Annotated in this window: 16 protein-coding genes; 8 read left to right on the forward strand and 8 right to left on the reverse strand. The window is 54.3% G+C overall.

The annotated features are described in order from the left end of the window. Positions 1-726: 726 nt before the first annotated feature. The 5 genes from ABIE48_RS26045 to ABIE48_RS26065 all read left to right on the forward strand — a co-directional run bounded on the left by ABIE48_RS26045 (position 727) and on the right by ABIE48_RS26065 (position 8,861). Entirely contained in the window at positions 727-1,626 is a 900-nt protein-coding gene (locus ABIE48_RS26045; RefSeq protein ID WP_076173809.1) for a carbohydrate ABC transporter permease, read from the forward strand. 15 nt (positions 1,627-1,641) lie between these two features. Continuing rightward, positions 1,642-2,517, forward strand: coding sequence for a carbohydrate ABC transporter permease (locus ABIE48_RS26050; protein ID WP_076173810.1), 876 nt, complete (start codon positions 1,642-1,644; stop codon positions 2,515-2,517). A 115-nt stretch (positions 2,518-2,632) separates the two neighbouring features. After that, entirely contained in the window at positions 2,633-3,985 is a 1,353-nt protein-coding gene (locus ABIE48_RS26055; protein ID WP_192717029.1) for an ABC transporter substrate-binding protein, read from the forward strand. 156 nt (positions 3,986-4,141) lie between these two features. Beyond that, entirely contained in the window at positions 4,142-7,399 is a 3,258-nt protein-coding gene (locus ABIE48_RS26060; protein WP_192717030.1) for a carbohydrate-binding protein, read from the forward strand. 304 nt (positions 7,400-7,703) lie between these two features. Continuing rightward, entirely contained in the window at positions 7,704-8,861 is a 1,158-nt protein-coding gene (locus ABIE48_RS26065; RefSeq protein WP_192717031.1) for an epoxide hydrolase family protein, read from the forward strand. A gap of 79 nt (positions 8,862-8,940) precedes the next feature. Here ABIE48_RS26065 and msrA read toward each other — a convergent pair whose 3' ends face one another. Next, entirely contained in the window at positions 8,941-9,927 is a 987-nt protein-coding gene (msrA, locus tag ABIE48_RS26070; RefSeq protein WP_192717032.1) for a peptide-methionine (S)-S-oxide reductase MsrA, read from the reverse strand. 156 nt (positions 9,928-10,083) lie between these two features. Between msrA and ABIE48_RS26075 the strand changes: the two genes are divergently transcribed. Further along, positions 10,084-10,755, forward strand: coding sequence for a YitT family protein (locus tag ABIE48_RS26075; RefSeq protein ID WP_354519926.1), 672 nt, complete (start codon positions 10,084-10,086; stop codon positions 10,753-10,755). A gap of 59 nt (positions 10,756-10,814) precedes the next feature. Here ABIE48_RS26075 and ABIE48_RS26080 read toward each other — a convergent pair whose 3' ends face one another. Beyond that, complete coding sequence (locus ABIE48_RS26080; protein WP_145028761.1) at positions 10,815-12,116, reverse strand: MFS transporter; 1,302 nt, start codon at positions 12,114-12,116, stop codon at positions 10,815-10,817. Between the two features lie 538 nt (positions 12,117-12,654). Here ABIE48_RS26080 and ABIE48_RS26085 point away from each other — a divergent pair. Next, the gene (locus tag ABIE48_RS26085) at positions 12,655-13,098 is read left to right on the forward strand and encodes a LytR/AlgR family response regulator transcription factor (RefSeq protein WP_145948397.1); all 444 of its coding nucleotides are present in this window, start codon (positions 12,655-12,657) and stop codon (positions 13,096-13,098) included. A gap of 70 nt (positions 13,099-13,168) precedes the next feature. Here the strand turns inward: ABIE48_RS26085 and ABIE48_RS26090 are convergent, their stop codons facing one another. From ABIE48_RS26090 to ABIE48_RS26105, 4 genes are all read right to left on the reverse strand, one after another. Continuing rightward, a complete protein-coding gene (locus ABIE48_RS26090) occupies positions 13,169-16,327 on the reverse strand; it encodes an ATP-binding protein (protein WP_354519928.1) in 3,159 nt (1,052 codons plus the stop codon). A gap of 178 nt (positions 16,328-16,505) precedes the next feature. Next, positions 16,506-18,248 carry a family 43 glycosylhydrolase gene (locus ABIE48_RS26095; protein ID WP_354519930.1) on the reverse strand — a complete coding sequence of 581 codons (1,743 nt, stop codon included), beginning with the start codon at positions 18,246-18,248 and terminating at the stop codon, positions 16,506-16,508. Between the two features lie 413 nt (positions 18,249-18,661). After that, positions 18,662-20,059: a family 43 glycosylhydrolase gene (locus tag ABIE48_RS26100; protein ID WP_192717036.1), complete on the reverse strand. Its 1,398-nt coding sequence runs from the start codon at positions 20,057-20,059 to the stop codon at positions 18,662-18,664. Between the two features lie 57 nt (positions 20,060-20,116). Further along, positions 20,117-21,868 (reverse strand): glycoside hydrolase family 2 protein, encoded by a 1,752-nt coding sequence (locus tag ABIE48_RS26105; RefSeq protein WP_192717037.1) that lies wholly within the window; start codon positions 21,866-21,868, stop codon positions 20,117-20,119. A gap of 176 nt (positions 21,869-22,044) precedes the next feature. Between ABIE48_RS26105 and ABIE48_RS26110 the strand changes: the two genes are divergently transcribed. After that, positions 22,045-22,959: an ArsR/SmtB family transcription factor gene (locus ABIE48_RS26110; RefSeq protein WP_145028740.1), complete on the forward strand. Its 915-nt coding sequence runs from the start codon at positions 22,045-22,047 to the stop codon at positions 22,957-22,959. Positions 22,960-23,056: 97 nt separating this feature from the next. Here the strand turns inward: ABIE48_RS26110 and ABIE48_RS26115 are convergent, their stop codons facing one another. Beyond that, positions 23,057-24,016, reverse strand: coding sequence for a glycoside hydrolase family 43 protein (locus ABIE48_RS26115; protein ID WP_192717038.1), 960 nt, complete (start codon positions 24,014-24,016; stop codon positions 23,057-23,059). A gap of 175 nt (positions 24,017-24,191) precedes the next feature. Further along, a complete protein-coding gene (locus tag ABIE48_RS26120; protein WP_354519933.1) occupies positions 24,192-25,034 on the reverse strand; it encodes a helix-turn-helix transcriptional regulator in 843 nt (280 codons plus the stop codon). Positions 25,035-25,106: the final 72 nt, after the last annotated feature.

Genomic DNA, 25,106 nt, shown 5'->3' on the forward strand with positions numbered 1-25,106 from the left:
AACTAAGATCGAGACAAAACCAGAGGTTTGAAGCCCTGTTTTAGCAGCAAATTTCGACAGTGCACTTGAATCCGGCAGGCACGGCGCACCGCGAACAAAACGAAAAGCCCTTGCACATAAGCGCAATAGCAGCCTTGTCTTTTACATAGCATGATATATCATGTCTTTTCTACCGCAGCCTCCTCCTCTCCGGACTAGATTGAAAAAACAGATCCGGTATCCACGCTTGTTTGCTGCACGCAATAAAAGACATGAGCTCGCCTCTCTGCCCGGATTTGTCGGCTATACCCCAGTTTTGTCGGTTATATCCCATTTCGTCACGCTCCCGCTTCCGATTCACGCTGCTGCCACGACGAATGCCGAACCGCTTTTCTCAGCCTCTTCCCCATTCGCCTCATATGATATGCGTATTCAATCACTAAATAATATAACAACAGTTACAAAAAACTTAATTTAGTATATTGACACTATACTGTTATGTCATTATATTGAGAAATGTAAGCGGTTTATTTACGTGACCTTGCTCTAAAGGAAGCAGATGAAATTGAAGAAAGGAGAAAAAAACAGGGGGCCGGAGTGCAGCCAGAACGGACCGATCCACGGATCGCCTGCATTCCGCATGCAGTTGGTTACACCGTACTTTACTTTTACGCACAGGGGCGGGACATAACGGCGGGTACACGCACCGTTCCTGTCCGGATGCTGAATGAGGGAGGTATATGAAAAATGACGGTAAGCAAAAAGAAGCTTCGCGGCTGGGCCAAAGGCTATCTGTTTATTCTGCCTTCCATTATTGGCTTCAGCGTGTTTGTTGCCTATCCGCTGTTGTCGTCCATTTATTACGCCTTAACGGAATGGAGCGGCTACGATAAGCCCCGTTTTGTCGGCTTCGACAACTTTAAATACATGTTCACGGAGGACCCGGCCTTCTGGCCTTCGGTCCGGGCGACGCTGTATTTTGTCATCATGAGCGTTCCTTTATCTCTGATTCTGGGCCTTTTGCTGGCCATGCTGCTGAACAAAAGCCTGCCCGGCATCAAATGGTTCCGCACGATTTATTACCTGCCGACCGTCGTGCCGTCCATCGCGACACTCACGCTGTGGCTGTTTATCTATCAGCCCCAGTACGGGCTCGCCAACTCGCTGCTCAGGCTGCTCGGACTGCCCGAAGGCACCTGGCTGACGAGCGAAACGACCGCACTTCCTTCCATCGTGCTGATCGGCCTGTGGCAGGTCGGATCCGGCGTCATTATTTTCTTGAGCGGTCTGCAGTCTGTTCCCCAGGAGCTGTACGAGGCGGCCGAAGTCGACGGAGCCGTCCGTTGGCGGATGGCCCTGCACATTACGATTCCCATGATTACTCCCATCCTGTTCCTTCAGCTCATACTCGGCATCATCGGCGCCTTCCAGGCCTTCAACCAGGTACAGGTTCTGACCGGCGGCGGCCCGAACTTCTCTACATCCCTGCTCAACTTCAAAATTTACAACGACGCCTTTAACGGCCGCATGTTCGGCTATTCGATCGCAGAGGTCTGGGTGCTGTTCGTCATCATCATGATCTTCACCGCGCTGACTTACCGGTACTCGAACCGGTTCGTGTATTACGAAAGCGATAATTCGAAATAAGGAGGTTCCCTGCTGATGGTGATGCAAACGGAAGTACGGACAACAACACGCAAACCCAGACGGAAATTCAGCATCCTGGACACCATCCGGTTTATTATCCTGACCATCGGTGCCATCGCCATGCTGTTTCCGCTGCTGTGGATGGTGACCATTGCCCTGAAAGGCAACAATGACGTGTTTAAAATCCCGCCCGAGTGGTTTCCCCGGGAGCTTCACTGGTCCAACTTCGTAACCGGAACGCGGGAGATCAACTTCTGGCAGACGTTCGGCAACTCGATGTTCATCGCGGTGCTGTGCACGATCGGCCAGGTCGCCAGCTCCGTGCTGGTCGGCTACGGGCTTGCCCGATTAAGCTTTCCCGGCCGGAAGCTGTGGTTCTCGCTGTTCGTGGGCAGCCTGATGCTGCCGGGCTTTGTCGGCATGATCCCGCTCTTTAACCTCTACACGAGCCTGGGCTGGTATGACTCCTGGCTGCCGATCATCGTGCCTGCTTTTTTCGGGAACGCGACATTCTCATTCCTGTACGTCCAGTATTTGAAGACAATCTCCGTTTCCTTTGACGAGGCGGCCAAAATCGACGGTGCTTCCGACTTCTACATTCTGATGAAAGTGCTCGTACCCATGACAACGCCGGTCATCATGACGATGGTCATCTTCTCCTTCCAGGGAGCATGGAACCAGTATCTCGAGCCGCTGATTTATATTATCGACCCGAGCAAATGGACGCTGTCCCTGGCGATGGCTTCCTACAAAGGCACCTATGCGACCGCCTGGAACCTGTTCATGGCCGCGGATCTCATCTACATTCTGCCGATGCTGCTCATCTTTTTCTTCGGCCAGAAGTTCTTCATGCAGGGGCTTGGCTCCGTCAATTCCGCTTCATTAAAATAAATCGGCCGCCCCGGGCGGTTAGGAGGTGGTGCCTGCCGGCGGTGGGATCAAGGAAATGATATATCAGGTACAGTTGTCAAATGTATTCGAAATGAGATATCAGGGAGGTCTTTCTATGACAAAGGGTGCAAAAAAGTGGTTTAGCGGCATGCTCACGTTACTCCTGTTCTCCAGCCTGCTCGCCGCGTGCGGCGGTGGCGGGTCATCCGATTCCGCCGGTTCGACGGGCACGTCCGATTCGGGTGGTACGTCCGGTTCGGAATCGTCCGGCAAGAAGGTCGAAGTAACGATGATCACCTGGGAATCGAAAGAAATGAACGATAAAATCATGGCGGCCATGAAGCAGTTTGAGCAGGAAAACCCCGACATTACGGTGAAACTCATCCCTACCCCACTCGACAATTACGGCGTCAAGGTCAACGGGATGCTGACCGCTAAGAAGGCCCCGGACATTTTTATGACAGGCAACGATATGCTGCTGGACAACGCATCCAAGGGACTGCTGTACGACTGGACGTCCCAAGCGGAGCAGGACAAGGAATTCATGGACGGCTTCTACAAAGGCGTCGTGGATAGCTGGCATTATGACGGCAAGCTCGTCGGTCTGCCCGGCCTGCTAAATACGTACGGCATTTTCTATAATAAAAAAGCGTTCCAGGACGCCGGCCTGACCGAGCCGAAAATCGGCTGGACTTATAACGATCTGTTCACAGCTATGGAGAAGCTGTCCAGCAAGCAGGGCGGTGTGCAGCAGTTCGGCTATTACGCTCCGCTTGATCCGTTCTATCTGTCGCTCTATTCGGTCTCCTCGGGCGCCGCTCCATTCGCCGACTCCATCCTCAATCCGACCAAAGTGGAGATCAGCGACAAGTTCGTGGAGGGCGTGGAGAAATACAAAACCGCTATTGCAAACGGTTACATGAATCCGCCGACCTTTGATTTGACCAACGTCATGAGCTCCTTTAAGCAGGGCAAGGTGCCGATGACGCTTCAAGGCCAGTGGGTTGCGGACGATTTGATCCGTACGGCGCCGAAAGATCTGCAGTGGGGCTTCGTGCCGATGCCGGTCGTGAACACCCAATCCGAGATTTACGACGCGGTGGGCTGGTGCAGCCCGACAACGGTCAAAAATCCGGAAGCCGTCTGGAAAGTGCTGAAATTCCTGGATTCCAAAATGTACGAAGAAGTGCTTCCGCAAACACCGGTCGCTCCGGCAGCGTACCAGGCATCCTCTTCCGCTTACTTTGAAGCGCTGAAGACGGCGGGCCATGCCGATGTTGGCGAAGGCATCGACCACATTTTGAAATCGCCTGATACGCAGCCGGTCCGCTTCCTCTCGTCCTGGGCAGGCAAAGCGAATCCGTTCATCGAAGCTTCCTGGAAGAACGTCCTGATGGGCAAAGCGCCGATCAGCGAGCTGAACACCATGGCGGACAAAATCAACAAAGTTATTTCGGAAGCCAAGTAACAAGTCACGGGATTAACGGTCCCCTCTGCCCTTCGGGCGTTTATAATCCTGCAAATTTCTGCCTTTATCTTTATCCGAACGCCGAATGCAGGCGGGGACCGTTCATATAATCCATCGTTGCAGCGTTCCACAACCATCATAAAGGAGGAGACTTTAATGACTAAGAGCAAACGCCGCATGACCCGGCTGTTGAGCGTGCCCCTGGCGGCCGCCCTCACCTTCGGCTCCGTCACCGTCTGGGGGCCGGGCACAACCTATGCGTTCAGCGCCGAGGACGGCGACACGGCCATCGAAGCGTTTAACGCCAAGTTCTGGGATCCGGCGGCCGGCATGTTCTGGAAGAACACGGATCGCAAGGATCACCAGGATTTCTGGGTGGAAGCCGAACTGTGGGAATTGGTGATGGACTCGTATCTCCATACGTCGGATCCTGAGCTGAAAGGGCAGCTGCGCAAGCAAATCGACGACCTGTATAACGGTACGGTAGCCAAATACGGCAGCGACTGGACCAACAACCATTTCAACGACGACATTATGTGGTGGGCGATGGGCAGTGCGCGGGCGTATGAAATTACCGGCGACCAGAAGTATTTGGACGCGGCGAAGTACCATTTTGACTGGGTATTCAATACGCAGTGGGACGAAGACATTGCCGGCGGCGGCATCTGGTGGCTGAACAGTGAGCATAACACCAAGAATGCCTGCATCAACTTCCCGGCGGCTGAGGCGGCGGTCTATCTGTACAACGTCACCAAGGATCAGCATTATCTGGACGCCGCGAAGCAAATTTTCAAATGGGGCAAAACGATGCTGACCGACGGCAACGGCAAAGTGTTCGACCGGATCGAAACGGAAAAAGGGCCGATCCCGGACGCGACGCACTACAATCAGGGTACATACATCGGGGCGGCGGTAGGCTTGTACCGCATTACCGGGGACACCTCCTATCTGGACGAAGCGGTCAAGGCGGCGGCTTTTACCAAAGACCATTTGGTCGATAACGGGGGCGTGCTGAACTTCGAAGGACCGAACGGTGACCTGAAGGGCGGCAAAACGATCCTGCTCCGCAACCTGTCCTTCCTGCAGAAGGCGCTGGACGAGCGGACCGAAAGCAAATACAAGGACTTCGGCGCGCAGTTTGACGCGTGGGTCTCCTTCAATGCCGAGCTTGCCTGGACGCACCGGAACGCCGACAATATCGTCGACGGCAACTGGGCGGGACAGCTGCTCTCCGGCACGTACGAGTCCTGGTCGTCCGCTGCAGCTGTGGAAGCGCTGAATGCGCTGAAGCCTCAGGATGCCGAGATTCATTATCCGGAAAAGGACCCGTACGGCAAAATCGAAGCCGAGCGCTATAACATCGGCCAAGGATTTGTCCTGGAAGGCGCACTGGAAGGAACGCTGCAGCTGGGCGGCATCGAGGCGGGTGACTTTGCGGCCTATAAAAACGTCAACTTCGGCACATCCGGCGCCAAAGGATTGATCGCGAGAGCGGCCAGCGGAACCGGCGGCGGCAACATTGAAGTCCACCTGGATTCGCTTGACGGACCGAAAGTCGGAACGCTGAACGTCGAAGGCACCGGCGGGTGGAACAACTACATCGATGCCGTCACCGTGCTCAAGGATGACCAAGGCAATCCGGTTACCATTACCGGCACGCATGACGTCTATCTCGTTTTCACCAAAACGAAAGACCAATACCTGTTCAACCTGAACTGGTTTAAATTCACCACCAGCGACCCGACCCGCACCGACGCTTATGCCAAGCTCAAGGGCGTTAACTATGACAGTAGCGAGGGCCTGAGCAAAGCGCAGGCCGGGTTCCTCGACGCGATACACAACAACGCCTATGCCTCTTATAAAGGCATCGACTTCGGCTCCGGCGCCGCCGGCATGACGGTCCATGTCGCCAGCGGCAATCAGGGCGGATCGATCGAGGTGAAGCTGGATTCCCTGAACGGCCCAACCGCAGGCGTCGTGGAGATTCCAGCTCTCGGCGGCTGGGATAATTGGGTGGACATCATGGCGAACATCGACGACAAGCTGGCCACCGGCGTGCATGATGTGTACCTCATTTTCCACGGAAAAGACGGCAGCGACTTCCCATGCAACCTGGACTGGTTCACCTTTACGACGATGAAGGGCACGGCCCGGGACGCTTACGCCAAGCTGGAAGCTGAAAACCGGACGAACGGCGTCGGCTTCGGCACGGAAAGCGGCGGTGGCCAGACCTATCTGGCCGGTATTTTCGGCCCGAACAACGGGTACGCCATGTACAACTACGTTGACTTTGGCAACACAAGCCCGACGAAGTTCCACGTCAACGCGGCCAGCGACACGAGCGGCGGCACGGTCGAGGTGCGCATCGACAGCCTGAACGGTCCGGTCATCGCCAGCAACAAGGTCACCGGAACGGGCGGCTGGCAGAACTTCAAAGTGTTCTCGACCGATGTGACCACACCGGTGACCGGCAAACATATCGTGTTCCTGCTCTTTAAAGGCTCGGACTATCTGTACAATCTCGACAAGTTCACCTTTGGCGACCCGTCCGTCTTTACGGCACCGAACCCGCCGACGGAACCGGTGGAAGACCATGTGCCGCCGGGCGACGTGGAGAACGTGCTCGTCAGCCGCGGTAACGGCCAGTTGACCTTGACCTGGGATGGCCCGTACGATTTGGACGCGGACAAAATCCGGGTCACCGTGACGAGCGCCGGCCAGCAGGTCGGTGACGTGCTGGAAGTGAAGCGCGGCATTCAAAAGGCCGTCATCCCTGGCATCGAGGACGGCAAGGACTACAGCATCTTGCTCCAGGCTGTGGACAAATCGGGCAACGTGTCCAAAGGCGTCACGGTGGACAGCAAGGTTGAGCCAGCCTTCGCCCTGACGGTGAACGGTACGGCCGTGAATGACGGCGATACGCTGGACGACAGCGCGGTGCTGTCCTTCCAGGCCGGCGGCGGCCTTGCCGCAGGCGGATCGGCCGTGCTGACGCTGACCGGCAAGGAATATAAGGTCGATGCGCAGCAGGCTGGCGTCGACGTGGCCCTGGCCGGTAAGCTGGGCGACCAGACGGTCACCGTGGACGTGTACGGCGGCTCGGGCGAGCCGGCTCGGACGACGCTGCAGCTGCATGTGACGACCGGCCCGGCCTCCATCCAGCAGCTGATTGACCGTTACAGCGCCGCAGGCGACCTGGGCGGCGGGCTTGTGCCGCAGCTGACCAATGCGCTGAAGCAGGCGCAGCACCAATGGGACGGCGGCAAGCCGGACCAGGCCGTGAAGCACCTGCAGGACTTCCTGAAGCATCTGGACAACAAGGGCCAGAGCGGCAACGTCAAGGATGACGCCAAAGCTGTGCTGACTGCGGATGTGGATGCGCTGATCGCGCAGTGGCAGGGCGCGGGAAAGTGATTTGCGCGTAGGTTGTGGATAGTGGTAAACGAGGGGCTGTCTTTCACGGAATCATCCGTGAGGGGCTGCCCCTTTGTGGTTTTGGCGAGAGAACGAGGTTGAAATCGTTGTAATCATGCAGCTATTTTTGCGGGAGCACTAGAGGTAACCACTTCGAAATTACGCAATGTCAGTGCCAGTATTTTTGTGCAGTATTTTTGCGATCCACACCGCTTTATTATGGTTGACAAATCAACAATACAGATGATATATTCCTCATACAACGTTGATTTATCAACCATATAAAGGGAAGGAGCATATTTTTATGAATAGGATGGACAGCACCAAAATACAGCCGTTTCGCATCGAAATTTCGCAAAGTGCACTCGACGACCTCCGGGACCGTCTCGCCCGTATCCGTTGGCCTGACGAACTGCCGGATGCCGGTTGGGATTACGGCGTGCCGCTCGGCTATCTCAAGGAACTGGCGGAGTACTGGCTCAATTCATACGATTGGCGCAAGTACGAAAAGCGGTTAAACGGGCTGCCACAGTTTACTACAACCATCGACGGGGCCAACGTTCATTTCCTGCATATCCCTTCCCCGGAGAAAGATGCTCTGCCGCTGATTCTTACTCACGGTTGGCCGGGCTCGATCATCGAGTTCCTCGATCTCATCGGACCTCTCTCGGATCCGCGGTCTCACGGCGGCGATCCGGCTGAGGCTTTCCATCTGGTCATTCCCTCGATCCCAGGCTTCGGGTTCTCGGGCCCTACCCTGGATAAGGGATGGAATATGCGCCGGGTTGCCCGGGCTTGGGCGGAGCTGATGAGTCGCCTCGGGTACGGCTGTTATGGCACCCAAGGCGGCGATTGGGGCGCAGGCATTTCCCGATTGTTGGCCGAATATGACAGTGAGCATGTGTGCGGCGTCCATGTGAATTATTTGCATACCGTTCCAGCGGAGGACTTCGATCCGTGTGAACTGTCTAAAGAAAACCGTGAAAGGCTCGAACGCGCACAGAGTTACCGGTCCGCGCCGGCAGGGTATGCGAGGCTCCAATCCACCAGGCCCCAAACTTTGTCCTATGCGCTCACGGACTCGCCGGTCGGGCAGCTGGCATGGATCGCCGAGAAGTTTTACGAATGGACCGATCCTGCCTGCAGGGTGGACGCCGATCGGCTGCTAACGAATGTGATGCTCTATTGGCTTACGGGAACCGCCGGATCATCAGCCCGGTTGTATTACGAAAGTACAAAATCGAAGGGGCCCCTTCGGTGTCCCGTACCATTGGGCGTGTCCGTGCTGCCTTACGACTTGGCATTACCGGTATATTCTCTTGCACAGCGCCAACATCCCATCGTCCATTGGACCGAGTTTGAACACGGCGGGCATTTCGCGGCCATGGAGGTTCCGGATCTGCTCGTTGAGGATATACGCATCTTCTTTAGAAGATTCCGTCATGAACTTCATCGGGCTTGACCCAGCCACAGGCTTTACACTTTAACGAACCATGCCCTTATTAGGCCGTCCTTGAAGGATGGCCTTAGGTTGCTCCCCCCTACTCTCCCCCTTGCTCTCCCTCAAACATTTCCTCGTACTTCCCGTACCCTTCGCCTTCCAGCTCCTCCCGCGGCACAAAGCGCAGCGCCGCCGAGTTGACCTGGTAATGCTGCCCGGCTGGCGGCGGGCCGTCGTGAAACAGGTGGCCCAGGTACGAACCAGACAAGCGGCCGTACAGAGCGGTGCGTGCTTTGCCGCTGCGCAGGTCGGCCTTTCGGCGGAGGAAGCCTTCGTGGATCGGCCGCGTGAACGCTGGAAGGCCGATCCCCGCATCGAACTGATCCCGCGAGCAGAACAGCGGATCGCCGTTCACGACGTCCACGTAGATCCCTTCGTGCTCGTTATTCCAGTACGCATTCTCGTACGGCGGCTCATCTGCGCCGTGCTGCGTGACCTCGTACTGAAGGCGGGTCAGCCTTTTGCACAGCGCGGCATCATCCTGCTTTCTGCGCCAATACTTTTCGGCAAACGTTCCCCGCCCCGACCCTTCATGGTAGAGGTTGTAGTCGTAGCGGTGCGTTTTATAGTAGTCCTGGTGCTCATCCTCAGCCAGATAGAACGGCCCCGCGGGCAAAATTTCGGTGACGATGTTCCCCTTAAACCGCCCGCTTGCAGCAAGCTCCCGCTTGGAGGCCTCCGCTTTGGCCCGCTGCTCCCCGCTATGTACAAAAATGGCCGTCCGGTAAGAGTTCCCCCGGTCCATAAACTGCCCGCCCGCATCGGTCGGATCGATCAGCTGCCAATAGAGGTCCAGCAGACGCTCATACGGAAACACAATGGGGTCAAAAGCGATCTGAACCGCTTCATAGTGCCCCGTCGTTTCGGTCCCAACTTCTTCATAAGTCGGATGCTCCGTATGGCCCCCGGTATAACCGGACACGATCGAATGGATCCCCGGCAGCTCGTCAAACGGCTGCACCATGCACCAGAAGCACCCGCCCGCAAATGTGGCCAGTTCCCACCCCTGATGTTTGTCCTGCTCCATGCTTTCCTCCCCCTTCTTTTAAAAGTAAACATACCACAGTTCCGCATACCTTGCCCGCCCGGCATGAATTGGCATCCTTGTCCGCAGACAAGCATACATTTTAGTAAGGCTTGACCAACTTATGACCACCAAACTATTCTCCAAAGGATGATCGGGTTGAAAATACAGTTAATTCCCGGCCGTTACCGGCACCACCGGCACCTGTTTTTCCGCCGCCTCGGCAGGAAAGTCTCCCTCATTACAGCGGGAGCGGTGCTTCAAGGCTTTGCGATGGCGGTTTTTTTATTCCCGCACAGCATTCCTTCCGGGGGAGGTGCCGGTATTGCCGTGCTGCTGAACCACGGGTTCGGCCTGCCCATGAGCCTCGGCTTCTGGGTTGCCAATTTCGCCTTTCTCATTTTTACCGCCCATCATTTAGGCATATTCAGTGCCATTGGCACCATTTACGTGATCACGGCCACGTCCGTATCGGTCAATTTTTTTGAGGTATATGTTCGGCCGCCGCTGCTGAACGTGTGGCTCGATCTCCTGATCGGTTCCCTTATTCTCGGTACAGGCGTCGCCATGCTGATGAGGCAGCGGGTATCCAACGGAGGCATCGGCTATACCGCCTTGGTGATATATAAGTATAAAAAAATAAAACCCGGCACATCCCTTTTCTGGATGAACGGGGTTATCTTTATTCTGGCGGCATATGTCGTCAACTGGAGAATTATCCTTTTTGCCATCGGATGCCAAATGATCTCCACACGCGTCATCAACTATCTGCTCGGCCGCAAGCCGCAGCGGAGATGGACGGCCGGATTCGCCTGGCGCAGTAAAAAGTAGCAGCTTGCTCCTGTTCAGCTGATACAATCCGCATGATCCATCTAATAGAACAAGCCGGATCAAGATCCGGCTTTTTGGCGTCCGCCGAACGGCCGAATGAGGCCCGCCGGCTTGTTGCGGTAAGCTTTGGCGCGTTTGCCGCCGGATGGCTTGCCTTCCCCGGAATCGACCCGGATCAGGAAAAGGGCCAGAAGCCCGATCACAAACGTCAGTCCGGCAATGGACAGAAACATGCCCGGCCGCGACCATCCCGTCATCCATCCGAACAGCGGTGGACCGACGGCCACCCCGAAGAACCGTACCGACCCGTACAGGGAGGTCACAATGCCCCGTCTTTCCTTCCCGACCGCTCTCGTAATAAAGCTGTTGACGCAGGGCAGGATCAGGCCCGTTCCCAAACTGCTGACGGCCAGAATGGAGATGAACAAGGTCAAATGCCCGATAAAGGCCAGCAGAACGTAGGCAATCGTCATCAGTACGAATCCGATCACGATGAGCCGTTTCATCAGCTTCTTATTTTCCCCGATTTGGCTGCCGGTCACATAGGACGTGGTGCACATGACAAGCAAAGGAATGGCCAGAACCAGCCCTTTGACGGCTCCCACGATATTGTGTTCCTTTTCCAGCATGTCGGACAGGTAAAAAAGGATGCCGAACAGCGCAAACAAACAGGTGGCGCCGGCCAGATACGCAGGGATCAACCATCGGCCCTCATGCTTAAACACGCTGCCAAGACCATTGACGTATTTCTTAAAAGGCATCGGTTCCTTCTCTTTTTTCTTCTCCTTGATCAGGAGCCAGGTGAGCGCGATCGAAATAATCACGACCGCCGGAAAAGTAAAAAATACGCTGTACCATACGATCAAGGCCACCAGCGATCCGAGAATCGGCGAGATGACTTTACCAAAGCCGTTGGATGCCTCGACCAATCCAAGCACCCTGCTCTCCGCGGATCCCTTGAACAAATCGCCCGTGAGCGCCATGGCGATCGGGGCTGTCCCTGCCGCGCCTATGCCTTGAAGCGTCCGGCCCACCATAATCCAAAGGAACGGTTTGGGGAACAGAGCAGCCGCGAATCCTGCCAGCAGACCACCGATTCCGTACAGGATCAGCGCCGGCACGATGACAATTTTCCGGGAGAAACGGTCGGACAAATACCCGAGGATGGGAATAAAAAAGGCTGCAACCAAAGAGAACACGGTGATCGTCAGGCTTGTTTGAAAAGATGAAATATGAAGCTTCGACTCCATTTGGGGCAAGATTGGAATCAGCATGGAATTGCCGAACGTCATGATAAAGGGAACCGAGGCAATGGCCGCGATCGTTTTCCCCGACGGTTGTTTCTGCTGTTCTTCAGCCATCGCAGGATTGCTCCTTTCTAGGAAAGTACAACCTTTTCTGCTTAGATTGTCCCTGGTAACGTCAAGTTATGCTCAATCCTGTTGCTTGGAGATTATTCAGAACGTATTCAGAGCCGTGTGGTCTAATGGAGGTATCGCTTTAAACGGAGGCATAAGTATTGTTATCAACTAATGGATTTGCTTGGTGGTGAAAGAATGTTATCGAAAATACAGCAAGAAGCTTTAAAACAAGCCTGGAAGCATGGAGGTAAGCTTGTTCGTTGGAATGACGGAGGCTTTTGGACGTATGAGGGCGTACTGCCGAAGGCAAGAAGTGGCTCGACAAGGTTGCCTGGTGTCGAATGGTGCTGTACGACAAATACGATTTTTGCGCTGGTCCGCCGCGGGTACATGGCCATGGATGATTGGCATACGTGTTCGGTCGTACAAGAAGGAACGTATGAGCAACCGGGTAAAAATGGAGCGTTAGAATAGTTTCAGAATACATAAGTATACCGCATCCGAGAAAACAAGGGTCTGTTAGGGGAGAGAAAGCCGCTTGAAGGTAATTATCGTCGATGATGAGCATCTGGCATTATTAAAAATGGAAAAACTGCTTCAGACACAGACCGCTGTTCATGTTCCGTGGAATGTGATCGGATCCTATATGAATCCGCACGATGCGCTGGCGGCATGCAGGATCGAGGTACCCGATGTGGCCTTTTTGGATATCGAATTGCCGGAGATGTCCGGCATGGAACTGGCTGAGCAGCTGCTCGCGATTCATCCGCAGATGCACATCGTTTTTGTGACTGCCTTTCAACAGTTTGCAGTTCACGCATTTCAGGTGAATGCCCTCGATTATTTATTGAAGCCCGTTCAACCCGCGAGATTGGCTGTCACGCTGAAACGAATCGCACAGTGCTTGAGCCTGAAGGCTGCGGGTTCCGGAACGATCCTGGTACCACTGGAACAAAGCTTGTTGGCAAGCCAAACCAAATAAGCCAGGGAATGAAACGCTGAATACGATGAACAAACCACAAAGCAGCCTGCTGAACAGGCTGCTTTGTGCTTTATTCTATGCTTTGAGGGGGCTCGAATTCCCGATGGTCCCCGGAGCCTTGGCTCGGAATCACGAAGGACATCACCGTCCCCTGCCCCAACTGGCTCTCGATCTGAAGTCCTCGGCCGTACCGCTGCAGAAGCCTCCGGTTCGTATTCTTCAGTCCAATGCCACCGGATGACGGTTCGCTCGTGGAATGCGGTTGAAGCAGATTCTGTACTTCCTCTGGAGTCATGCCCTTTCCGTTATCCCTGACTTCAAATCGCGTGCCATCCTCTTCCCGGCGGATGATAATCTGCACGGTTCCGCCTTGAATCCGGCTCAGCAGGCCATGCTTAACTGCATTCTCGACAAGCGGCTGCACCGTGAGCGGCGGTATAAACAGCGATAATTGCGGATCGATATCCCAAATGACCGCCAGCCGCGGCCCGAAACGCGCCTTCTCGATGTATAAATATGCACGGACAAGCTCGAGTTCATGGGAGAGCGGCACCGCTTCCTCCGAGTTAATAAAATCGATGCTGATCCGCAGATAGGAAGTAAAGGCATCAGCCAGCTCCCGCATTTGATCCAGGTCGATATCGCTTAAAGCCATAATCGAATTGATCGTATTAAACAGAAAATGAGGCTGAATCTGTGCCTGCAGATATGCCGCTTCAAGCCGGAGGCGCTCTTTTGCCGATTTTTTAAGCGTCGCCAAGGAACGTACCCGGTATTTCAGCTCAAGCGCATCCACCGGTTTCGCCACATAATCGTTGGCGCCGGCCATAAATCCGGCATAAATATCCTCCGGCCGGCTTCTTGCGGTCAGCAGCAGAATCGGCAGCTCGAAGCTGTTGTACCGTTCGCGGACGATTCGCGTCAGCTCATAACCCGACGTATGCGGCATCATGACATCCGAAATGAGCAGGTCCCAGGTCGAGGACGAGAGCTGCTGCAGCGCTTCCTTCGCCGATAAAGCGGTTTGAATCTCATACGGCTCCTCCGCAAAAATGCCTGCGAGCACCCTCAGGTTTACCGGATCGTCCTCGACGACTAAAATTTTGATTCCACCAGATATCGATTCGTCCAGCGATCCACCAGCTTGGCCAGCATAAACCGTCTCCATGGAGACTGCCGCCTCTGTGAAGTGCAGGGGATCCGATGGGGCATTCTCCAGCCCCGGCTCGGTACAGCCTCCCTCGGAATGCTCTAGATCCGCCTGCAGCCAACCTTCAGCCTTAGGAAGGGTAAAGCTGAATACCGTTCCTTGTCTAGGGGCCGATTCGGCAGTCAACCTCCCCCCGTGCAGCTCGACCAGCTGCTTGCAGATGCTGAGGCCAAGCCCGATCCCCCCATGATCGTCTTCATCCTCAGCCTGCTCGTAGGGAAGAAAAATCCGTTCCAATGCGCCTTGTTCCATCCCTCGGCCCGAATCGGCCACATGAATGACAACCGCCTCTTCCTTGGCCTCGGCCGAAATTTCGATGACGCCTTCATCGGTAAATTTGATCGCGTTGTGCAGCAGGTTGAACACAATTTGGGTCAGTCTTTGTTCATCCGCATCAACCGGAGGAAGCTTGTCCGGTATCGACAGGACCACTTGAACGGGTTTCCCATCCGTCATATGAGCCAGCATGCTGACCACGCCGGACACGACCGATTCAACCTGCAGCGCTTCCCGGCGCAGCACAATCCGCTGATCCTTCAGCATGACGGCGTCAAGGAGATCATTCAGCAGCTGTGACATCCGGCGGCTGATGGTGACGAGCAGCTCCATATTTTGCTGGCTCTCTTCCGACATGGAGCGTCCTTCGCGGGAAAGGACCGATTGCGCAATGTTGATGATCCCGTGCAGAGGTGTCCGCAGCTCATGGGAAGTGTTCGCCAGAAATTGATCCTTCCGTTCGTCCGCCCGGCGAAGCTCGGCGTTCAGCCTGGCATTTTCGGCCGCATTCCGGAAATATCGCTTAAACCAGTACACCGAGAAGCCGACGACCCCAGCCACGATATCGACCGGATAATAAATCGGGGTGAAATTCCAGTCGAAATTGACAAATCCCCATACGATATTGGAAATGACGCTCGTTGCCGCCAGCAGGATAATGAAGGCATCTTTCCGCTTTTGATACACCATCTTGCCGATGAGCCCAAAAAACCAGAAGCTCGGAATCAGGTACAACAAGCCAAAGACATGATGGGTCCTTGTGATATGAACCAGATTGGCGGGGGCTGCAAGTATAAAGATCCAATACAGCGCAGAGGCTACCGAATACGTAAGGAATACCGGCCCGCGCCGGATTTGCCCGGTAAAACCCCTGCCCATCAGCAGCATGCAGAACGGAACGCCCAAATACGACAAAATCCGAATTTTCAGCATCCAGGTATAATTCAGGGGGAACCAGCTCATTAACACATACTCGTGGTCCGAAACCACCGTTAATCCCGCGAAAATGAGCAGGAACACAAAGGCAAGCAGCAGCTTTTCTCGCGGGTTGATCAAGAACATAATACCGGCGTACAGCGCATGAAGAAGCAGGATCGTAAACACGACTACCTGAAAAACAATCGAATACCACCACTCAAAATCAATCGCCGCCTGCGTCCCGAACCGCATGGACTCGATGATGCCCCCGCTCGTGGGATCATGATAATTCGCCGATTGTACGAAAATATCAATCACGTTCTGCTCGTTCGGAGCAGCGTTTTCGGCGAAAGACTGGATGACCGGAATATACTCTTTAGCACTCACCGCCGGTTTGCCGGCCTCGCCGACGATGTTCCCGTTGACGATCACAATAGATGAAGCTTTAATTTCTTTTATCCATAATTTATAACGCTCGTCCGGCTGCTCATCGACAAGAATCCGGAGCCTGTAGGTCCCGTACCCGAACGACGAACCGCCTTTGTCCTGCCAAGCCGGGCTCCAATCTCCGGGAACATGGATCATACGCCTATCCTGATCAGCTTCGTCCGCTTGGCGGCTGTCCGAGATCAACTGATCCGGATAAAACTCCCAATCCCCGTCCAACAAGAGGGAATGCCTGTCTTCCATAGGATGCCCGCGCAGATCAAGAGTGCCCTGCACAACCTTGGGCTGCTCATCCGTACCAAACGTATCCCACCAGAACCATCTTGCCCCCAGCATGAGGGCTAAATATGTAATGAATATGATGATTTTCTTAACCAAATTCTCCTGAGCCTCGCTTCACTTGAAGTCATCCATATTCATAGTAACGGAAACAGCCGCATCCCGCTATTGCAATCTTGGAGCGCCGGAAATAGAGACTGTAAAGTAAGGGGCGTCAGCAACAAAAAAGACGGCTTCCTGTAACAGAAGCCGTCTTATATTGGTACCTCCTATATCTTCAATCCAAACGATACAGCAGCCAAAACTGTGCGGTTCCGCCGGGAATGTCCTGCCACGTTCCTACATCCGTACCGCTATTAATGCTTGCTCCGTTAACGTCAAGCGCTTTTCCCGTCTGTACATTAAACCATTTGCAGTAACCGTTGCCGGTATCCACGAGCTTCCACTTTTGCGTATCCAGGCCTTGATACTCAGCTAAGCCCGCTCTCCCCCAAGCGGCCGCAGGATCGATCACGGTCAAGGCTTTGCCGGACTCTGGATTCACGAATGAATAGGTTCCGTCCTCATTTAGGGTAATCTTCCAGCGCTGCGCCGCCCCTCCGTCGGAATCGTCCTTCATTTGGGTCCATGTCTCGCCCGCTGCATTTGGGTCGGCCACACTGAGAGCTTTGCCGCCATTCGGGTTAATCAGTTTATACTCTGCCCCAGGCTTAATCGAGAATGTGTTGCTGCCAGCAAGTTCAATGTAGTCGATGTCAATGGCATGTTTGCTTTTCGCAAATTCGATGACGTTGTCGTAGCCTTTCTTCAACTCGACCTGGATCAAAGCCGTTTCATATTGCTTGCTTCCCGTGTGAGGCAATGCCACTGTCACGGCTGGGCTACCGTTCACCGACACCTGTTCCGAGGCATCGGGACCTGCGGTGTTTGAATACCTAATGTTTAAGGTATAGCTCCCTTCTTCGGGCACAATGACATCCTTAATCGATAAGGAGCTGTTCGTGTTATTGAGCCGCACGACTTTGCCGCCGGACGCACCTTCCCCGTCCTTTACTAACGCTTTGGCTGGTGTTCCATGCTCCGCTTCAATCCGATAATCGCCGGACGGAACCGCCAGCGGACCGTTGGTCGGAACTCCGAAATTCGGGGAACCGTCGTTACTCCAGGTAAAAGGCTGTACCCTGGTCGGCCGGGCGCCGCAGCCTTGGCCGGGTCCGCTGTTGCCGTGGTACACGATCAAATCCTGCGTCCCGTCCTTGGATGGGACAAAGGAGTTATGTCCCGGAGCGTAGACGCCATTGGCCACAGACTTGGCGAAAACCGGCTGCTCGCTCTTCGTCCATGACGCGGGATTCAGCAAGTCGCTTGCAGCATCGGCGCTCAGGATACCAAGCGAGTAGTCATCTTCCCAGCACGCGCTTGCGGAAAAGACGAGATATATTTTCCCCTGGTTTTTTAAGATGACAGCGCCTTCATTAACAGGCATGCCTTTCATTTCCCAATCGTATTCAGGCTTGGTCAGGATACTGCTGTCTCCGTCCAGCGTCCACGGATTCGACATAGGTGCGATGGCGATCGCGCTGCCGTGGCTGCCCGACCAATCCCCATATGCCGCATACAAGAAGTACAGCCTGCCATTATAGTCGAATACGGTGCCGTCAAGTCCAGCATACTGTGTATTCAACTTGCCTTTGTCCGTCCAGCTGCCCTGTAAAGGATCCGGGGAATCATTCTCCAGGACGTATACTCCCCGGCAATCATCGCCGCAGCCGGTATTCGCCGTATAGTAGATATACCATTTGCCGTCGATATTGTGGATCTCAGGCGCCCAAATATCCTTCAAGCCGGAAGGGGGCGTCCATACCGTCTTTCGTTCTCCCAGATCGATCGCAGTCAGTGATCTGGATTTCCAAATGTCCAGCCTGTTGCCTAACGTGCGTGTAAAGTAATAGTACCCATCCGAATGCAGCATCACGTACGGATCCGCTCCCGCCGTATTGATCGGGTTTGAATAGTTCATCGTTGACGCAGCTGACGTTGGGTAAGCCCCAAAAGAAGTCCATGTCAGCATAAAGAGAAGAATGAGCGATGTGCATTTAAAACCGATTCTTCTGACAGCATACATTGTTCTGGCACCTCCGGTATGTATAGTGGTTTTGTTGATCGCGATCACGCAAAAACCATTATAGGCCAGGAAAGGCATGTAAAGTTCCGGAAAGCGGCATATTTCTGCCGGACAAATAAACATAAGATAAACCGGATTCGACGGTCGAAAGCAAGAAAAACGTGCATCGACGTACATTCCTTGAAGTCAGACCGCGCGCGGCTGCCCCAAAAACCAAAGGCCGGCTCAGGAATGAGCCGGCCAACGAAAATTTTTAACGTTAACGTTCGGATTAAATTTAGCCTATGATTACGTGCAGATTCATAATTCTATTTGGCCCGCTTGATGTCAAAAAAGTCGATCTCCCCGTAGCCTGCGCCCTTGGTGAAGCGGATGGTGTTGGTGCCTGCATGGAGCTGAATACGCGCCGTGGACAATCCCCAGTTCTCCCAGCCTTTATTCGTGATGTAAAAGGAGCTCGGCATGCCCGAATTGACGGCCAGCTGAAGATGGGACCAGTCCCCACCGGCCGTTCCGTTCGCGGTTCGTGCCAGCAATATATATTCGCCGGCTTTCGGCACCTTCACGGCATATTCCACGTAGCTGTCCGGCGTATCGATATGTCCGGCCTTCATGCCGCCTGACCCGTTTGGACTTTGCGAAGCATACGCCGCTCCGCCGAACGTCCCTTTTTCCCCTTCGACGCGGATATGCGGCGTTTCACCGGAAGGCAGCGGAATCGGGACATTGGGATCGGCCGGTACGCCCAGATTGGGCGTATGGTCGGCATTCCACGTGAATTTCTGCATGCGGATCTCCCGGTTCCAACCGGCACCGTCGAATTTGGCCGTATGGTACACGATCCAGTCCTCGGTTCCGTCGGGCGATTGGGTAAACGAATGATGTCCCGGGCCGTATAGCCCATTTCCGGACGCAAAGATCGGCTGACTGCGTTTCGTCCAAGAGGCCGGATTCAGCAAATCGCTGGAAACGCTGGCTGTGATGAGCCCAAGACAGTAATCGTTCGTCCAGCTTCCGCTCGCTGAGTACACCAGGCTGATGACGCCGTCCCGCACAACAACCTGCGGGCCCTCGTTGACATAAGGCGAGTGGTTGGTCTCCCACGGATAGGTCGGCCTGGAAATTTCAACGCGGCTCGAGTCGATCGTCCAAGGATTGCTCATATGGGCGATGTACAGGTTCTGACTCACGTTGACATCCCCCTCCCAGCCCGACCAAATAAAATAGAGCTGTCCGTCTGCCTGCAGCACGGTACCGTCGATAGCCCATTTATTCGTAGAGTCGGTGATCTGCCCCTTGTCCTGCCAGGTTCCCTGCGTCGGGTCCGCCGACGTATTTTCCATCACGTACATGCGGTGATTCGCGTTGTCGCCGTCATCCTTGGCGTAATAGATGTACCAGGCCCCGTCAATATAATGAAGCTCGGGAGCCCAAATATTGCAGCAGCCCGTTTCGACAACTCGGGTCGGGGCCGCGTCGATCGTCGTCAGCTCGGCCGATTTCCAAATCGTTACGTTGCCGCCCGTCGTTTTCGTGAAATAGTAATTACCGTCCGTATGTTTGTAAACCCAGGGGTCCGCTCCATCCTGCATGACGACGTTATAAACATTGTTCCGGCTGGAAGCCGCGTCCGTGACCTGCCCCATGGGGACGAGCAGCAGCATGCATAACGCAAGCAGCAGCGGATTACGCACTATAGCCTTCATGTACAGGCATCCTCCTCTTCGGGAATATAAACTCATACCGCAACCTTCGCCTAAACCTTAATCTTCAATGGCCGCTTTGCGGGAATTGATGCGGCGAATCACTTCCGGATCAAACTTCTGACGTCTGTCGTAGGTGTACAGCCCGTTTACTTCCTGTTCCACGTCATACAGCTGGGTATAACAAAATCCGAACATCATCGGGTGCTCCAGCAGAGCGCTCGTCAGCCCTTCGTACCGCTGGAGAAACGCCTCCTCGGATGTCGGCCGGTCGCCGTAGCCCCAAGCCTTGTCGTCCTTCTGGTCGGGGTTCCACCAGATGCCGCCGTATTCGCTGATAAAATAAGGCTGCCCGCCGTACGTCTGCCGGTTCGGAAACGTGTTATACACCTCGCCGCCCGTTTTCATCGGCTCGTATCTGGCCCGGAACGTCTCCGGATTTTGATCGTAATCGTGCAGGTCGAAAATATCCGTCACGACGTGGAAGTTACCGCTGGTATCGATCGCCGGGCGCGTCGGATCCAGCCGTTTCGTCGTCTCGTACACGATGCGCAGCACTTCGTTATCCTGCTTGGCGCCGTCCCGGTCCCACGTCTCATTGAACGGGCACCAGCCGATGATCGCCGGATGATTATAATCCCGCTCCACACCTTCCAGCCATTCTGGCAAAAACCGCGACAAGCTTGCGGGAGTAGTAATATCCAGCCCCCAGTTGGCATGCTCTCCCCAGACGAGGTACCCCAGCCGGTCGGCCCAATACAAGAAGCGCGGTTCGAACATTTTCTCATGTAGTCTGGCCCCGTTGAATCCGAGCCCCAGCGAAATCTCAATATCCTTCCGCAGATCCTCGTCCGTAGGTGCGGTATAGATGCCGTCCGGGTAAAAGCCTTGATCCAGCACGAGCCGCTGGAACACCGACTTTTCGTTGATCCGGAACGCCATGCCGTCCAGCCGCACCGTCCGCAGGCCGAAATACGAATCAACCGCATCGGCATCCGTCAGGTCCGGCCGTTCGAGCGACAGCTTCAGGTCATACAGCCGGCCGTGGCCCGCCTCCCACAAATGGACTTCCGATACAGGCACGGTCACCTTGACGCATGGCCCTTGAACCACAGCCGTGGCCTCGCCGACTTCCTTTCCTTCATAGAAGGCGGACGCCTTCAGCTGCGCTCCGGCGGTATTTCCGCTGACCTTCACTTCCAGGTGCACGCATGCATTCGCCGGATCGGCCACCACCTTCATGTCCGCTAGATAGGTTTCAGGGACCTGCTCCAGCCATACGGTCTGCCAAATGCCCGTCGTGCGCGTGTAGTCGCAGCCATGCGAGTGGAAGCGTTCACTTTGCTTGCCGCGCGGCTGGCTTCCCGACCGAACGTCATCCTCCGCATAGACGGTCACCACGTTGGCGCCTTCCTTGATATGCGGGGTAATATCGAAGCTGAACGAGGAATACCCGCCGCGATGCGTGCCGACGGAGGTTCCGTTCACCCACACCTCGGTTTCATAGTCGACCGCGCCGAAATGAAGCAGGATTCTGCCGTTGTTCCAATCCTCCGGCAAGGTGAATTCCCGCTTATACCACACAGCGGCCATGAAGTCCATATATTCTACGCCGGACAGCTTGCTTTCCGGACAAAACGGAACGGTGATCGTTCCTTCGAGCGCATGCTCCGGCTGGTGGTAGCCGCGCTCCTTCCCACTCTTGCCGTGATCGATTTCGAACTGCCAAGGGCCGTTCAAATTCAGCCAGCGGTCCCGCACCCATTGCGGACGCGGGTATTCGGGACGGGGGATGCTGAGGTTCGATTCCATAGAATAGCTCCTTTTCGGGTTGATTTTTAGTTAACTAATTAATTAATGATTAATCCCAAAATACTCACATAGATAGTAAAATACCTGTGATATTTAGTCAATGATTTTCTTGTTTAGTTAACCATTTGGTTATACAATGGATAGACAACACCTATCAGACCGAATCGGAGGCATCTATGGAAATCAAGGTAAGCCAGGAAAATCTGCCGTTATTCGTTGCGCTGGCGTCGAATACGCGCATTCGTATGGTCGAAATGCTCAGCAAAGAAAACCTCAATATTAGGGAAATGGCGCAAAGGCTGAATCTCTCCTCCGCCATCGTGACCAAGCATGTTCAGCAGCTGGAAGAAGCGGGCATTCTCCGTACAGAGGTGACCGCCGGCAAGCGCGGCATGCAGAAGCAGTGCTCTCTTCGTCTGGAGCAGGCATCGCTGGTGTTCAAAACGGACGATGTCCTGCCGTCCGAGCCGCATCAAGACGGCTATGACGTCGACATTCCCGTCGGCCAGTACTCCAGCTGCCAAGTCAAGCCCACCTGCGGACTGGCTTCTGAAACCAAGCTGATCGGCATGCGCGACGATCCGCGGTATTTCGCCGAGCCGGAGCATGTCAAAGCCCAGCATATTTGGTTTGCCGCCGGCTATGTCGAATACCGCATTCCGAACTACGTCTCCAGCAAAAACAGCATCAGCGAGCTCCGCATCTCCCTGGAGATCGGCTCGGAGGCCCCCGGCTACGCAGAAGATTGGCCGTCGGACATTACGTTTCTGCTCAATGACGTTCCCGTGTGCGTCTGGACCTCTCCGGGCGACTTCGGCAGCGTACGCGGAAAGCTGAACCCTTCGTGGTGGGATCCCGGAAGCTCCCAGCACGGCCTGCTGAAAACGCTGCTGGTGACCTCTTCCGGCACATATATGGACGGCGTGCGGATGTCGGATGTATCGATACAGGATTTTCCGATCCTGCCCAGAGAAGAAATCCGATTCCGTATTCTGTCGCCGGAGGATGCGCGGAACGCCGGCGGCGTCAGCTTGTTCGGCAGGCACTTCGGCAATTACGGGCAGGACATTCAAGTTCGAATCCGCTACTAAGCCAAAGGCTCAGGCCAAACGGTTATGTTTGCAAGAACATGCCGCTTAGTCTGAGCCTTTTGTGATACTTTTTTTCATATTACTAGCCTTCCTTCGCTTATTCCTCTCCAGAAGGCACAGGTAGATAATGCGTATCGCTCCAGGGAACGCTGAAATCGGGCGTACCGTCCGGATTCCAGCCGAACTTCTGTATGCGCGTCGAGCGGAGGCTCGTATCGGAGCCGGGCGAAGGAAGGGCATGAAAGACGATCCAGTCCTCCTGATCATCCGGAGACTTCGTAAAACTGTTATGGCCTGTTGCATATACTCCATTTTCTACACTTTTGCGAAATACAGGCTGCATCGATTTTTGCCATGAAGACGGATCCAGCGGATCGGCATCTTCATTCATCGTGAGCATACCTAAAGCATAATCCTCAGACCACGTGGTGCTTGCCGAATACACCAGAAAAATCCGGCCATTGCGATGCAGCGTGACGGGACCTTCATTAATCGCCATTCCGCCTTGCTTTTCCCACGGGAGTGTCGGGGCAGTGAGCAAGTGATGTTCCCCTATCAATGTCCAAGGATTGGCCATTTGGGCAATATAAATCGCAGATCCATAGTCGGGGAAGTTTCCGTAGCCGGCATACAGAAAATAGAGCTCGTTCCGCAAGGACATCACGGTGCCATCCAATCCCGGGACAAGCGTTCCAAGCGCCCCTTTCCAGCTCCACTCGCCTTCCAGCGGATCAGCATTTTCGTTCTCCAGTACGCATATCCGGCGGGATTCATCGCCTCCCCCATCGTTCGCAGTATAGTAGATGTACCATTTGTGATCCAAATAATGTATTTCCGGCGCCCACAAATTGCAGCTGTAGGAACCTCCCGGTTCGGGCGTCCAGATGGTCTTCTTGCGCCCCCAGACCAATCCGGTCAAGCTGGAAGATTGGGTAAGCTCCAAGCAGCCTGACCTTGTTGCCATAAAGTAGTAGCTGCCATCCGTGTGCTTAAGCACCCAGGGATCGGCAGCGTTGGCTACGATGGGATTGCAAAACGTCTTCGTTTTGGTGGACATCTTCTCACTCCTTTTCCCTGAACAAAGCAGTCATCCCTCTAATTATCCCGTGCGATCCTAAGGTAAACAATGTTGAAAGCGATTTACTTTTTGCGCATAAAAAGGAATTAGCGAATCGTTTTCGACCGACGAAAAAGAGAACCGTCCTGCCGAACGGTCCTCATCATCCTTCAATTCATTGATTTTGTTTGCGCCATTCCAGCGGAGTGACTCCAGTCGATTGGATAAAGAACTCATAAAACCGGCTGGATGAGGTAAACCCAACCTCAGAGGCGATCGAATCGATCGCCTTGCTCGTTTGCTGTAACAGCCGTTTGGCCTCCATCAAACGAAGGCTGATGATATATTGCTTGGGCGAGACGCCGACCGACTCCGTAAATTTCTTCCGAAGGTTGCTTTCGGACAGAAAATGACGCGCGGCCAGTTCATTGACGGTAATGCGGGTATGATAGCTGCTGTGAATTTCTTTTAACACTTCTTCTATGACCCCGTGACGGATATCTGCTCCAGGCACCGCCGATTCTATGTTACGCTGGAATACCAGCAGTGCTGTCTCCAAAGCGATCCTCATCATGTTGTAGGAGTCGATCGTTTTCCTTTCGGAATTCCATTCTTTCTCCAACTGAAACAAACTGATTTCCACCCAGCGCGTATCGTCAGCGTCGAGATGGCTACTCCGGATGCGCTGCGACTCACTCTCCGCTTCATGAAAGAGATACTGGCAGTGGACCGGAAGCAGATCATGGAGAAAATGAACGGAAACACCCTTCCAAGGTTTTGTACACACGAAGCCATGATGAAGCCCGGAAGGGATCAGGATCAGGTCGCCGGCAGCCACCTTGATATTTTGCTCGGAAGAGCTGTAGTATCCATCCCCTTCCAAAATAAGCGTTAACTCATCATATTCATGGGAATGCGACATAAAGAGGCCTTCACCTTGACTTGCCTGAAAGGTGTGAGGTTTAAAGCGCTCCATACTGACTACAAAACTCTTAACACGGTTTCCCAAAGTTAGCATCCTCTTTCCCTTGACGCTTCTTTCTCCTTTTCATTCTATGAAGTCCGTATCGCCCCGTCAATGATCCCGCTA

The organism is Paenibacillus sp. OAE614, from assembly GCF_040546645.1.
GTDB classification, from domain to species: Bacteria; Bacillota; Bacilli; order Paenibacillales; family Paenibacillaceae; genus Paenibacillus_AQ; species Paenibacillus_AQ favisporus.